At 52.0% G+C, this 13,353-nt stretch carries 12 protein-coding genes; 7 read left to right on the plus strand and 5 right to left on the minus strand.

The features are described from left to right. The first annotated feature begins 71 nt into the window (after positions 1-71). The 6 genes from lolA to OGV75_RS13105 all read left to right on the plus strand — a co-directional run bounded on the left by lolA (position 72) and on the right by OGV75_RS13105 (position 7,596). On the plus strand, positions 72-683 hold the full coding sequence (lolA, locus tag OGV75_RS13080) for an outer membrane lipoprotein periplasmic chaperone LolA (protein WP_003831898.1): 612 nt from the start codon (positions 72-74) through the stop codon (positions 681-683). Positions 684-693: 10 nt separating this feature from the next. After that, positions 694-2,037 (plus strand): replication-associated recombination protein RarA, encoded by a 1,344-nt coding sequence (rarA, locus tag OGV75_RS13085; protein WP_016152429.1) that lies wholly within the window; start codon positions 694-696, stop codon positions 2,035-2,037. Positions 2,038-2,129: 92 nt separating this feature from the next. Continuing rightward, positions 2,130-3,422, plus strand: a complete 1,293-nt coding sequence (gene serS / locus OGV75_RS13090; protein ID WP_003831902.1) for a serine--tRNA ligase — start codon at positions 2,130-2,132, stop codon at positions 3,420-3,422. A gap of 236 nt (positions 3,423-3,658) precedes the next feature. Continuing rightward, positions 3,659-6,103, plus strand: coding sequence for a dimethylsulfoxide reductase subunit A (dmsA, locus tag OGV75_RS13095; RefSeq protein ID WP_286480758.1), 2,445 nt, complete (start codon positions 3,659-3,661; stop codon positions 6,101-6,103). Positions 6,104-6,113: 10 nt separating this feature from the next. Further along, entirely contained in the window at positions 6,114-6,731 is a 618-nt protein-coding gene (locus tag OGV75_RS13100; protein WP_046274693.1) for a DMSO/selenate family reductase complex B subunit, read from the plus strand. 1 nt (position 6,732) lies between these two features. Next, entirely contained in the window at positions 6,733-7,596 is an 864-nt protein-coding gene (locus OGV75_RS13105; RefSeq protein ID WP_016152432.1) for a dimethyl sulfoxide reductase anchor subunit family protein, read from the plus strand. Positions 7,597-7,627: 31 nt separating this feature from the next. Here OGV75_RS13105 and ycaC read toward each other — a convergent pair whose 3' ends face one another. Further along, a complete protein-coding gene (gene ycaC, locus OGV75_RS13110; protein WP_016152433.1) occupies positions 7,628-8,254 on the minus strand; it encodes an isochorismate family cysteine hydrolase YcaC in 627 nt (208 codons plus the stop codon). Positions 8,255-8,639: 385 nt separating this feature from the next. Between ycaC and OGV75_RS13115 the strand changes: the two genes are divergently transcribed. Beyond that, the gene (locus OGV75_RS13115; RefSeq protein ID WP_047414116.1) at positions 8,640-9,788 is read left to right on the plus strand and encodes an MFS transporter; all 1,149 of its coding nucleotides are present in this window, start codon (positions 8,640-8,642) and stop codon (positions 9,786-9,788) included. A gap of 45 nt (positions 9,789-9,833) precedes the next feature. On the opposite strand, the gene OGV75_RS13120 is transcribed toward OGV75_RS13115, so the two are convergent. The 4 genes from OGV75_RS13120 to ulaA are packed head-to-tail and all read right to left on the minus strand — an operon-like array spanning position 9,834 to position 13,350. Further along, on the minus strand, positions 9,834-10,310 hold the full coding sequence (locus tag OGV75_RS13120) for a PTS sugar transporter subunit IIA (protein WP_046274696.1): 477 nt from the start codon (positions 10,308-10,310) through the stop codon (positions 9,834-9,836). 53 nt (positions 10,311-10,363) lie between these two features. After that, on the minus strand, positions 10,364-11,275 hold the full coding sequence (locus OGV75_RS13125) for a transketolase family protein (RefSeq protein WP_217124720.1): 912 nt from the start codon (positions 11,273-11,275) through the stop codon (positions 10,364-10,366). Next, on the minus strand, positions 11,275-12,072 hold the full coding sequence (locus OGV75_RS13130; RefSeq protein ID WP_019076395.1) for a transketolase: 798 nt from the start codon (positions 12,070-12,072) through the stop codon (positions 11,275-11,277). Before OGV75_RS13130 ends, OGV75_RS13125 begins: the two co-directional genes overlap by 1 nt. A 12-nt stretch (positions 12,073-12,084) precedes the next feature. Next, a complete protein-coding gene (ulaA, locus tag OGV75_RS13135; protein ID WP_046274698.1) occupies positions 12,085-13,350 on the minus strand; it encodes a PTS ascorbate transporter subunit IIC in 1,266 nt (421 codons plus the stop codon). Between the last annotated feature and the right edge of the window lie 3 nt (positions 13,351-13,353).

A 13,353-nucleotide genomic window follows, 5' to 3' on the forward strand; every position in this document is an offset into this window, starting at 1 on the left:
GCTGATTTTTGGCCTGAAATGGATAGCAGAGGGATCTCCCCGTTGGGAGTGACGTATTTTGAGGAATAACAATGAAAAGAATCGCAATCACCTGTGCATTATTGTCGAGCTTTGTGGTGAGCAGCGTCTGGGCAGATGCTGCCAGCGACCTGAAAAGCCGCCTGGATAAAGTCAGTAGCTTCCATGCCAGCTTTACTCAGAAGGTCACGGACGGTAGCGGTGCGGCGGTGCAGGAAGGTCAGGGTGACTTATGGGTTAAACGTCCTAATCTGTTTAACTGGCATATGACGCAGCCTGACGAGAGCATCCTGGTTTCCGATGGTAAAACGCTGTGGTTCTTTAATCCGTTTGTTGAGCAGGCGACTGCGACATGGCTGAAAGACGCCACGGGCAACACGCCGTTCATGCTGATTGCACGTAACCAGGCCAGCGACTGGCAGCAGTACAATATTAAGCAAAATGGCGATGATTTCGTGCTGACGCCAAAAACCAGCAGCGGTAACCTTAAGCAGTTTACTATCAATGTTGGGCGTGACGGGACGATCCACCAGTTCAGCGCCGTTGAACAAGACGATCAGCGCAGCAGCTATCAGCTGAAATCTCAGCAGAATGGTGCGATTGAACCCTCTAAATTCACCTTTACCCCGCCGCAAGGTGTAACGGTTGACGATCAACGTAAGTAGAGGCGTGTGAGTGAGCAATCTGTCGCTCGACTTTTCTGATAATACTTTTCAGCCGCTGGCCGCGCGTATGCGGCCAGAAAATTTAGCGCAGTATATCGGCCAGCAGCACCTGCTGGCTGCTGGCAAACCCTTGCCGCGCGCTATCGAGGCCGGGCATCTGCACTCCATGATTTTATGGGGACCGCCGGGGACCGGGAAAACGACGCTTGCCGAAGTTATTGCCCGTTACGCCAACGCCGATGTCGAACGAATTTCGGCAGTTACGTCTGGCGTGAAAGAAATTCGTGAAGCGATTGAGCGTGCGCGTCAGAACCGTAATGCGGGTCGACGCACGATCCTGTTCGTGGACGAAGTTCACCGTTTTAATAAAAGCCAACAGGATGCATTTTTACCGCATATTGAAGACGGTACCATTACGTTTATTGGCGCCACCACTGAAAACCCCTCGTTTGAGCTCAACTCGGCGCTGTTGTCGCGTGCACGCGTTTATCTACTGAAATCGTTAACTTCCGACGACATTGAACAGGTGCTGGACCAGGCGATGTCAGACAAAGCGCGTGGTTATGGCGGCCAGGATATTGTTCTGCCGCCAGAAACGCGTCGGGCTATTGCCGAACTGGTTAATGGTGACGCGCGGCGGGCGCTGAATACGCTGGAAATGATGGCCGATATGGCCGAAGTTGATGATTCCGGCAAGCGCGTATTGAAACCAGAATTGCTCACCGAAATTGCCGGTGAACGTAGTGCGCGTTTCGATAATAAAGGCGATCGTTTTTACGATCTCATCTCCGCATTACACAAGTCGGTACGTGGAAGCGCCCCAGATGCGGCGCTTTATTGGTATGCGCGAATTATTACCGCTGGTGGCGATCCGCTGTACGTTGCCCGTCGCTGTCTGGCGATTGCCTCAGAAGATGTCGGCAATGCCGATCCCCGCGCCATGCAGGTGGCGATTTCCGCATGGGACTGTTTTACCCGCGTGGGACCCGCGGAAGGCGAACGCGCGATTGCTCAGGCGATTGTTTATCTGGCCTGTGCGCCGAAGAGTAATGCGGTTTACACCGCCTTCAAAGCCGCGCTGTCTGATGCCCGCGAACGTCCGGATTACGACGTGCCGGTTCACCTGCGCAATGCGCCGACTAAGCTGATGAAAGAGATGGGCTACGGTCAGGAGTATCGTTATGCCCATGATGAGCCTAATGCCTATGCCGCCGGAGAAGAGTACTTCCCGCAGGAAATGGCACAAACGCGCTATTATCGCCCCACAAACAGAGGTCTTGAAGGCAAGATTGGCGAAAAGCTCGCCTGGCTCGCCGGACAGGATCAAAATAGCCCTATAAAACGCTACCGTTAGTGTTATCGTTGCGGTAATGTTGTCTCTGTATCCCTGTGACCGCAGGCTGTGGTCACTTTCTCCTATTTTAATTCGATAAGCACAGGATAAGCATGCTCGATCCCAATCTGCTGCGTAATGAGCCAGACGCAGTCGCAGAAAAACTGGCAAGCCGGGGCTTTAAGCTGGATGTAGATAAGCTGCGCGCTCTTGAAGAGCGTCGTAAAGTTCTGCAGGTACAAACTGAAAACCTGCAGGCAGAGCGTAACTCGCGATCGAAATCCATCGGCCAGGCAAAAGCGCGCGGGGAAGATATCGAGTCTTTACGTCTGGAAGTGAACAAACTGGGCGAAGAGCTGGATGCCGCGAAAGCTGAACTTGATACCTTACAGGCCGAGATCCGCGACATTGCGCTGACTATTCCTAACCTGCCAGCGGACGACGTTCCGGTGGGTAAAGATGAAAATGACAACGTCGAAGTCAGCCGCTGGGGTACTCCGCGTGAGTTTGATTTCGAAGTGCGCGATCACGTTACCCTGGGTGAAATGCACACGGGTCTAGATTTCGCCGCGGCGGTTAAGCTGACCGGCTCTCGTTTTGTTGTTATGAAAGGGCAGATTGCGCGTATGCACCGTGCGCTGTCTCAGTTCATGCTGGATCTGCATACCGAACAGCATGGCTATAGCGAAAACTACGTCCCGTATCTGGTTAACCATGACACGCTGTACGGTACAGGCCAACTGCCGAAATTCGCTGGCGATCTGTTCCATACCCGTCCGCTGGATGAAGAAGCTGATAGCAGCAACTATGCGCTGATCCCAACAGCAGAAGTTCCGCTGACCAACCTGGTGCGCGACGAAATCATCGATGAAGATGCGCTGCCGATCAAAATGACTGCGCATACGCCGTGCTTCCGTTCTGAAGCAGGTTCTTACGGTCGTGACACGCGTGGTCTGATCCGTATGCACCAGTTCGATAAAGTTGAGATGGTGCAGATTGTTCGCCCGGAAGATTCGATGGACGCGCTGGAAGAGATGACCGGCCATGCCGAGAAGGTCCTGCAACTGCTGGGTCTGCCGTATCGCAAAATCATCCTGTGCACTGGCGACATGGGCTTCGGCGCATGCAAAACTTACGATCTGGAAGTGTGGATCCCGGCGCAGAACACCTATCGCGAAATCTCCTCTTGCTCCAACGTGTGGGATTTCCAGGCTCGTCGTATGCAGGCGCGTTGCCGCAGCAAATCCGACAAAAAGACCCGTTTAGTGCATACTCTGAACGGTTCCGGTCTGGCGGTTGGGCGTACGCTGGTTGCGGTAATGGAAAACTATCAGCAGGCTGATGGCCGCATTCAGGTTCCGGAAGTATTACGTCCGTACATGAATGGCCTGGAATTCATCGGTTAAGTTACCTTTCTCTGCTAAAAAAGCGCCTCAGGGCGCTTTTTTTATGCCCGTTTGACGTCGGACAATAACGACTACTCCCATAGGGGTAATACTGACTTCGAATGAAAGTCAGTATTTTTCTCTGTCTTTTAGCAAATTCAGTTTCTACCAGCCTGTATATCGATATTAACGTTATATAAAAAACTATACATCGAATATTTGTATTTTGTTTATTGTGAGCAGCAGAGTGAGCCACTATGAAAACTAAGATCCCCGATGCCGTGCTGGCAGCTGAGGTTAGTCGCCGCGGTTTGGTGAAAACGACGGCGATAGGCGGACTGGCGGTGGCCAGTAGCGCGTTTACCCTGCCATTTACCCGTATTGCAAATGCTGCAGAAGCCCTTAATCCGACACCGATTAATGAGAAAGTGATCTGGAGCGCGTGTACAGTGAACTGCGGCAGCCGCTGCCCGCTGCGTATGCATGTGGTCGACGGTGAAATAAAGTATGTCGAAACCGACAACACCGGCGATGACAACTATGACGGTCTGCACCAGGTCCGCGCCTGTCTGCGTGGTCGTTCCATGCGTCGCCGAGTCTATAATCCCGATCGTCTGAAATACCCGATGAAACGGGTTGGTAAGCGTGGCGAAGGAAAATTTGAGCGCATCAGTTGGGATGAAGCCTACGACATCATTGCCAGCAATATGCAGCGTCTTATCAAAGACTACGGCAATGAGTCTATCTACCTGAACTACGGTACCGGTACGCTGGGTGGCACCATGACGCGCTCGTGGCCGCCGGGTAAAACGCTGGTGGCACGGTTGATGAACTGCTGCGGCGGCTATCTTAATCACTACGGTGACTACTCTTCAGCGCAAATCGCTGCCGGGTTGAACTATACCTACGGCGGCTGGGCTGACGGTAACAGCCCGTCCGACATTGAAAACAGCAAGCTGGTGGTTCTGTTCGGTAATAACCCTGGTGAAACCCGTATGAGCGGGGGTGGGGTAACCTATTACCTTGAACAGGCGCGACAGAAATCCAATGCCCGCATGATCATTATCGATCCCCGTTATACGGATACCGGTGCGGGGCGTGAAGATGAATGGATCCCGATCCGTCCTGGTACTGATGCGGCGCTGGTCAATGGTCTGGCGTATGTCCTGATCACCGAAAACATGGTTGACCAACCGTTCCTCGACAAATATTGCGTGGGTTACGACGAGAAAAACTTACCGGCCGACGCACCGAAGAACGGTCACTATAAGGCGTATATTCTTGGGCAGGGTAAGGACGGCATTGCCAAGACCCCGGAGTGGGCGGCGCAGATTACCGGTATTCCCGCTGAACGTATCGTCAAACTGGCGCGTGAAATAGGTAGCGCTAAACCGGCATACATCAGCCAGGGGTGGGGGCCGCAGCGTCATGCTAACGGTGAAATAGCGACCCGCGCCATTTCTATGCTCGCTATCCTGACCGGTAACGTTGGGATCAACGGCGGCAACAGCGGGGCGCGTGAGGGCTCATACAGTTTGCCGTTTGAGCGTATGCCAACGCTGGAAAACCCTGTTGAAACCAGCATCTCGATGTTCATGTGGACGGACGCGATTGAGCGAGGCCCGGAGATGACGGCCCTGCGTGACGGCGTACGCGGCAAAGACAAGCTCGATGTTCCTATTAAGATGATCTGGAACTATGCCGGTAACTGTCTGATTAACCAACACTCTGATATTAACCGCACGCATGAAATCCTCCAGGACGAGAAGAAGTGCGAGATGATCGTCGTCATCGACTGTCATATGACTTCCTCGGCGAAATACGCAGACATTTTGCTGCCGGACTGCACTGCCTCCGAACAGATGGATTTTGCGCTGGATGCCTCATGCGGGAACATGTCCTATGTGATTTTCACCGATCAGGCGATCAAACCACGCTTCGAATGCAAGACTATCTACCAGATGACCAGCGAGCTGGCGAAGCGCCTTGGCGTTGAGCAGCAGTTTACAGAAGGTCGTACTCAGGAAGAGTGGATGCGCCATCTGTATGAGCAGTCGCGCAAAGTGATTCCTGAACTGCCTACGTTTGAAGAATTCCGTCAGCAAGGGATCTTTAAACAGCGCGATCCGCAAGGACATCATGTGGCGTACAAGGCATTCCGTGAGGATCCTAAAGCCAATCCGCTGACCACGCCGTCAGGTAAGATCGAAATTTATTCGCAGCAGCTTGCCGAGATCGCGGCAACCTGGGAACTGCCGGAAGGTGATGTAATTGATCCGCTACCGATTTATACCCCAGGCTTTGAAAGCTTAAACGATCCGCTGGTGGAGAAATTCCCTTTGCAGCTGACCGGCTTCCACTATAAGTCTCGCGTTCACTCGACCTATGGCAACGTCGATGTCCTGAAAGCATCCTGCCGCCAGGAAATGTGGATCAACCCGATGGATGCGCAGCGACGCGGTATTAACAACGGCGACAAGGTACGTATCTTTAACGATCGTGGTGAAGTGCATATCGAGGCGAAAGTGACGCCACGTATGATGCCCGGCGTGGTGGCATTGGGCGAAGGGGCCTGGTATGACCCGGATGCAAAACGCGTGGATCAGGGCGGTTGCATTAACGTCCTGACGACCCAGCGTCCGTCTCCTCTCGCAAAGGGGAATCCGTCACACACGAACCTTGTTCAGGTTGAAAAGGCGTAAGGAGTAACCGATGACAACCCAGTATGGATTTTTTATTGATTCCAGCCGTTGCACCGGTTGCAAAACCTGCGAACTGGCCTGCAAAGATTTCAAAAATTTAACCCCGGAAGTCAGCTTCCGCCGCATTTATGAATACGCAGGCGGCGACTGGCAGGAGGACAACGGCGTCTGGCATCAGAACGTCTTTGCTTATTACCTCTCCATTGCGTGTAACCACTGTGAAGATCCGGCCTGTACCAAGGTTTGTCCGAGCGGCGCGATGCACAAACGTGAAGATGGTTTTGTCGTTGTCGACGAAGATGTTTGCATTGGCTGCCGGTATTGCCACATGGCCTGTCCTTACGGCGCGCCACAGTACAATGTTGAAAAAGGTCATATGACTAAATGTGATGGCTGCCATGAGCGCGTCGCTGAAGGCAAAAAACCTATCTGCGTGGAGTCCTGCCCACTGCGTGCGCTGGATTTTGGTCCGATTGAAGAGCTGCGCAAAAAACACGGTACTTTGGCTGCGGTAGCGCCACTGCCGGGCGCGCACTTTACCAAACCAAGTATTGTCATCAAACCTAACGCCAATAGCCGCCCGACCGGGGATACTACAGGTTATCTGGCCAATCCGAAGGAGGTGTAAGATGGGAAGTGGATGGCATGAATGGCCGCTGATGATCTTCACTGTCTTCGGACAGTGTGTAGTTGGTGGCTTTATCGTTCTTGCGCTGGCGTTGATGAAAGGGGACTTACGCCCTGAATCGCAGCAGCGCGTGATTGCCTGCATGTTCGGGCTGTGGGTATTAATGGGCATTGGCTTTATTGCTTCCATGCTCCACCTGGGCTCACCGATGCGCGCCTTTAACTCACTCAATCGTGTAGGGTCTTCTGCGTTGAGTAATGAAATTGCCAGCGGCTCAATCTTCTTTGCCGTTGGCGGCATCGGCTGGCTGCTGGCAACGTTGAAAAAAATGTCGCCCGTATTACGCAATCTGTGGTTAGTTGTCACCATGGTACTGGGCGTGGTTTTTGTCTGGATGATGGTGCGCGTGTATAACACCATCGATACTGTGCCGACCTGGTACAGCATCTGGACGCCGCTGGGCTTCTTCCTGACGATGTTTATGGGCGGTCCGCTGCTGGGATATCTGTTGCTGAGAATTGCTGGCGTGGACGGTTGGGCGATGCGCCTGTTGCCGGCTATTTCAGTGCTTGCTCTGGTCGTGAGCGCCATCATGTCTGTAATGCAGGGGGCTGAACTGGCGACGATCCACAGTTCCATTCAACAGGCGTCTGCACTGGTTCCGGATTACGGCTCGCTGATGGCGTGGCGGATTGTCGCTCTGGCATTAGCGCTGTGCTGTTGGATTGTACCGCAAGTGAAAGGCTACCAGCCTGCAGTTCCGCTGCTTTCCGTCGCGTTTATTCTGCTGTTAGTCGGCGAGTTGATTGGTCGTGGCGTGTTCTACGGGCTGCATATGACCGTCGGTATGGCGGTTGCTAGCTAAATGACAAACCGGGGCATAGCCCCGGTTTTTTTTACTTCTGTTTAGTTAACGTGTCGTAGCTGGTCATCAGATTGCGATAATCAGGAATGTGATTAGAGAACAGCGTCGCCAGACCTTCGATATCGTTGCGCCAGTCGCGATGCAACTCACATGCGACACCAAACCACGTCATCAGTTGAGCACCGGCCTGGGACATTCGATCCCATGCTGAATGGCGAGTAATTTCATTAAACGTACCTGACGCATCGGTTACGACAAAGACATCAAAACCTTCTTCAATAGCCGAGAGCGCAGGGAAAGCAACGCAAACTTCCGTCACGACACCGGCAATAATCAGCTGTTTTTTACCGGTCGCTTTCACTGCTTTCACGAAATCTTCGTTATCCCACGCGTTAATGTTTCCGGGGCGAGCAATATAAGGCGCATCGGGAAATTGAGCTTTCAGTTCCGGTACCAGTGGCCCGTTTGGTCCTGTCTCGAAACTGGTTGTCAGAATGGTTGGGAGTTTGAAGTATTTTGCTAAGTCGCCGAGGGCAAGCACGTTGTTTTTAAATTTATCGGGATCGATATCCCGAACCAGAGAGAGCAGGCCAGCCTGATGGTCGACCAGCAGTACTGCCGCATTATCTTTATCAAGTCTTACGTAAGGTTTAGTCATGATATTTCTCCTGTTCTGCATCAGTGGGGGAAATTTGATGAGTTTAAGTCTACAGAAAGAACGATATATGGATTAGATACCTAAATAAGAACTCACTGTTCTATTTTGAAGACAATGCAGATCTGCATCCCGCATAGAGTTTAGTAAGAAATAAAAGTAAGGGGAGTCCATGAAATTTTTCGACTGAACGCAACGCGAGATTTTTGTTTTAGATCAATAAAAACAAGCAGATGTGTTTTTGTGTTTTTTATCTATTCACATTAAGAATCAGTAATGCAAATCGATCGTCCGGAAAGCGCTTCAGCCCTTTGATTGCGCCGATTGACAATGTTTTTGGCAGTGGCATGATGCGCATGAAATTTGAACTTCCTCACGGTTTTTATTCATGTCCATCTATACCCGTCCCGTCATGCTGTTGCTGTGCGGGCTGCTTCTGCTGACCCTGGCGATCGCCGTGTTAAACACGCTCGTCCCGCTTTGGCTCGCCCATGAAAATTTGCCCACCTGGCAGGTAGGTGTGGTGAGTTCTTCCTACTTTACCGGCAATCTGGTAGGGACGTTGCTGACCGGGTATTTAATAAAACACCTTGGTTTTAATCGCAGCTATTACATTGCCTCGCTTATTTTTGCCGCGGGCTGTATCGGCCTGGGGGTTATGGTGGGGTTCTGGAGCTGGATGACCTGGCGTTTTATCGCCGGTGTTGGCTGCGCCATGATTTGGGTGGTAGTGGAAAGTGCGCTGATGTGCAGCGGGACTTCGCGTAATCGCGGACGCTTGCTTGCCGCCTATATGATGATCTATTACGTGGGGACGTTTTTAGGCCAGCTACTGGTTAGTAAAGTATCAACAGAATTGATGAACGTCCTGCCGTGGGTGACGGGTACGATCCTGGCTGGTGTTTTGCCATTGCTCTTTACGCGCATTGCCAATCAGCAGGGTGATGAACAGCAGTCTACCCCTATTACCTCCATGCTGAGGCTGCGTCAGGCGCGTCTGGGCGTTAACGGCTGTATTATTTCCGGGATTGTGCTGGGGTCTTTGTATGGCCTGATGCCGCTGTATCTCAACCATCAAGGGGTGAGCAACGCCAGCATTGGTTTCTGGATGGCGGTTCTGGTTAGCGCCGGTATTCTGGGGCAATGGCCGATTGGCCGCCTGGCAGACAAGCTGGGACGCCTGCTGGTTTTACGCGTCCAGGTCTTCGTGGTTATCGTCGGAAGTATCGCCATGCTGAATCAGGCGGCGATGGCGCCTGCGTTGTTTATGTTGGGTGCGGCAGGTTTTACCCTCTATCCGGTGGCGATGGCCTGGGCCTGTGAAAAGGTTGAACATCATCAGTTGGTCGCCATGAATCAGGCATTGTTATTAAGCTATACCGTTGGCAGCCTGCTTGGTCCTTCATTCACCGCAATGCTGATGCAGAATTATTCCGATAATCTGTTATTCATTATGATTGCCAGCGTATCGTTTATTTATCTGCTGATGTTGTTGCGTAGCGCCAGACATACACCGACTCCGGTGGCTCACGTATAAAGCGCGCCAGACGGTATGCAAGGCAAAATGTTTGCATACCGTGACTCATTTTCCCATTGCGGGTATGCCGGAAGTTGCGAGGTATTCGCATGCTTTCAGCGTGCAGTGAAGTTGCGCCTGACTGGTCATACTCGTCAGCTGTTGTAAATGCTCCCCTTCATCCAGCCAGCAAACCAGTTTTTGAATCATTTCAATATGTCGGGTGCTGCTGGCAGCCGCCAGGACAATAATTAACCGCACATCTGGATGCCCTGGAAAAGGCACCGCCTCTTTCAGACACAAGAGCGACAAATGTGTCTCACTGCTTATCACTCCTTCTTCCGGACGAGCGTGCGGCAGGGCAAACTCAGGGCTTAAGATGTACCACGGACCCAGTTGTTCTGTTTCACGGATGATTGCCTGAGCGTAGGCGGACGTAATCGCGCCCAGTTCTTCCAGAGGCTGGCAAGCCAGCGTCACGGCCTCCTGCCAGGATCGGCATTGTTCACGAAACTGACAGGCAGAAAATAGCGCAGATGTCATTGTGTTCTCCTTATTTCAGAGCAGCAGACCGCATTGCGGTCTGCCAACCCGAACTATCTCAGGGCTTCAAAGAGTGCGGTCGCCGAAATACCGTATTTCTCTTTCAACTGGCGGCTATTGCCTGATTCCGTAAACGTATCTTGTGTCCCCAGTCGGATTAATCTCGTGGTTAATCCTTCCTCCGCCAATACTTCAGCAACCTGTCCGCCAAGCCCACCGGTGATCGTGTGATTTTCAATCGTTGCGATCTGCGGGCAGTTGGCAATCAGTTGCAGAAAGCGCTGGCGGTTAAACGGTTTTAGCATGGCGACGTGAATCAGCTTGCCACGTTTTCCCTGGGCGCACAGCTGCACATAACCTGCGCTTGCCTGCTCCAGAACGGTCCCTTCATAGAGAATGGCGAAGTCATTGCCTGAGTCCTCCACGGCGGCGATATCGGTCACTCGCGGAACGGTAGATTTATCGCGCACGGGCATAGGTTCTCGGGCTACGCGAATATAGACCGGACCGGGAATGTTTACTGCCTGTTCAAATGCGGCCTCAACTTCTTCAGCGTCGGCAGGCGTTAGAATGGTGAGCCCCGGCAGTACGCGCGTCAGGGCCAGATCTTCCAGCGCATGATGCGATGCGCCGTCAGGTCCATCATCCATTCCTGGGTGGCTGCCAACTAATTTAATGTTAGCTTTGGCGTAGCACGCCTGGCGCAGTTGAGTCCAGGCGGTGCCTGTCACAAACATCGCAAAGTTAACGTAGAACGGAATATTTCCTTCCAGCGCCTGGCCAGTGGCAAAACTCATTGCCGATCCTTCCGCAATACCCATTTCAAAGAAAGCGTCTGGATAGATGGCCTGGAACTGGTCAGTGCGGGTGGAGCTGGCTAAATCACTATCAATGGCGACAATGGGATAGCCCTTTTTTTTCAGGGCAATGAGTGCGTTACCAATTTCATCACGTGGGGCTTTCATCACTGCAACTCCTCCATAGCCTGCTGATATTGTTCGGTGGTTGGGGTTTTTGAATGCCAGTCACCGTTATTTTCCATATAGCTAACGCCACTGCCTTTGGTGGTATGCGCAATAATGGCGACAGGTTTTCCTTTCAGATGGCGTGAAAGCATCAGCGTGTCGGCAACCTGATGCATATCGTTACCGTTATGGAGTTCGAGTACGTGCCAGCCGAAAAGACGCACTTTGTCGGCCAGAGGTTCCAGATTCACCACCTGATTAACGGGGTCGTGGGAGGAAAAACCGTTGTAATCGATAATTGCCACCAGGTTATCCATCTTCATATGGCCTGCCTGTTGTAGCGTTTCCCAGATTTGCCCTTCGTGCATTTCGCCATCGCCAATGATGGCAAAAACGCGCTGTGATTCCCCCCGCTGTTTTTTGGCCGCCGCCATACCAAAGGCAATGGATAATCCCTGGCCCAGCAGGCCGGTTGTTGCATCGACTTCGGGCAGAGATTTGATGCTAGGGTGCCCCTGTAAACGTGAGTTAATTTGTCGAAAAGTATTAAATTCGCTGCGCTCAATTTTGCCTTTTTGATGCAACATGGCGTACTGAGCAGCAACCGCATGACCTTTGCTCATGACCACGCGAGCGCGAGGGGTGCAGGAGAAGTCCACCTCTTGATCGTAAATCCAGGTCAGAATGTCGATGATGGACAATGCACCGCCAGGATGGCCAATGCCTGATTCATAAATCATGGTGACAATATCCCGGCGAGCAGCCAGCGCATGGGATTTTAATTCGTCAATATTCATGTTCATTCCTTATCAGGGCAACATTTTGCCGATGTAATAAACCACTAAGCCGAGGGCGACAAAATCTGTCTCCGGGAAGCTAGTACCGGACAATCCAACCGACTCCATGATGGGATAGATGAGTGCCGGGCCAATACCAATTAATATGCCAGTGACAAAGCTACCGGCGATGGCCCCTTTCCAGCCTCCTGACGCATTACCGAAGACGGCGGCGGTAGCACCAATGAAGAAGTAGGGGATGGCGACGGGGATAATGACCGTTTGCCCAATTAATGCGAGTACCCCCATAACCACCAATCCACCCACAAAGGAAGAGATGAAACCTAAAACGGTGGCGGTTGGGGCATACGGAAAGACGACTGGGCAATCCAGTGCGGGTTTGGCGTTCGGGATAAATTTTTCAGAGATGCCCAGAAATGCCGGGACTATTTCTGACAACAGCAAGCGAACGCCGGTGATGATGATATAAAGCGATGCGGTAAACGTGAGTGACTGGAATAGCGGATAAACCAGCCAATGCATTCCACCGGCGGCGGCCGTTACCGCTTCTTCGCCTGCGGCAAGCGCCGCGATGTAATAGAAAATACTGACAGAGATGGACACGGAGACGATGTAGTCTTTAAAAATCCCCAACCATCCGGGAAGATTTAGCTTTTCTGTTGACTGCTTAGGATCACCCACTTTCGAACCGATCCATCCCGATAGCGCGTAGGCCAGAGTAACGTAATGACCCATCGCGATTTCATCATTACCGGTAATCTTACGCATCCACGGCTGAGCGATAGCTGGATAGACACAGGCCGCAAGCCCCAGCAGTATGGAACCGACGATGATTGTTGTTACATCGCTGTAGCCAAGCGCCTTAAGCGTAACGGTTAAGAGGGCAGACAGATACAGATTATGTTGGCCAGTCAGGAAGATGTATTTGAACGGCGTTACGCGGGCAAAAAACAAGTTCCAGCCGAAACCAACGACCATGATGAGTGAAACGCACATGGCAAACTTGGTTTGTGCCAGCCCAGTTAACGCTTCGGCTAACGGCATCACACCTTTCAGACCGAATCCATCGCTGAATAAGGTCTGAAAATTACCTAAGGATGTCACCGCAATCCCTGCTCCGCCGGCAAATACCAGAAATCCGACGATGGTTTTAAAGGTACCTGAAAGCACTTTTTCGATGGGTTTACGCTGGATAAGCAAACCAATTAGCGCAATAAAGCCAACTAAAAGTGGGGTTACACCCAAAATGTCGAATACAATGAACTTTAGGAGATCCATATT

Source organism: Citrobacter sp. Cb028 (genome assembly GCF_030336705.1).
Lineage (GTDB): Bacteria > Pseudomonadota > Gammaproteobacteria > Enterobacterales > Enterobacteriaceae > Citrobacter > Citrobacter braakii.

Bases quoted from the DNA above. Each gene is read 5' to 3' on its own strand.
- OGV75_RS13130 (WP_019076395.1), bottom strand. From the start codon at position 12,072: ATGAATATTGACGAATTAAAATCCCATGCGCTGGCTGCTCGCCGGGAT.
- OGV75_RS13125 (WP_217124720.1), bottom strand. From the start codon at position 11,275: ATGAAAGCCCCACGTGATGAAATTGGTAACGCACTCATTGCCCTGAAA.
- serS (WP_003831902.1), top strand. From the start codon at position 2,130: ATGCTCGATCCCAATCTGCTGCGTAATGAGCCAGACGCAGTCGCAGAA.
- OGV75_RS13115 (WP_047414116.1), top strand. From the start codon at position 8,640: ATGTCCATCTATACCCGTCCCGTCATGCTGTTGCTGTGCGGGCTGCTT.
- OGV75_RS13100 (WP_046274693.1), top strand. From the start codon at position 6,114: ATGACAACCCAGTATGGATTTTTTATTGATTCCAGCCGTTGCACCGGT.
- ycaC (WP_016152433.1), bottom strand. From the start codon at position 8,254: ATGACTAAACCTTACGTAAGACTTGATAAAGATAATGCGGCAGTACTG.
- OGV75_RS13105 (WP_016152432.1), top strand. From the start codon at position 6,733: ATGGGAAGTGGATGGCATGAATGGCCGCTGATGATCTTCACTGTCTTC.
- ulaA (WP_046274698.1), bottom strand. From the start codon at position 13,350: ATGGATCTCCTAAAGTTCATTGTATTCGACATTTTGGGTGTAACCCCA.
- dmsA (WP_286480758.1), top strand. From the start codon at position 3,659: ATGAAAACTAAGATCCCCGATGCCGTGCTGGCAGCTGAGGTTAGTCGC.
- OGV75_RS13120 (WP_046274696.1), bottom strand. From the start codon at position 10,310: ATGACATCTGCGCTATTTTCTGCCTGTCAGTTTCGTGAACAATGCCGA.
- lolA (WP_003831898.1), top strand. From the start codon at position 72: ATGAAAAGAATCGCAATCACCTGTGCATTATTGTCGAGCTTTGTGGTG.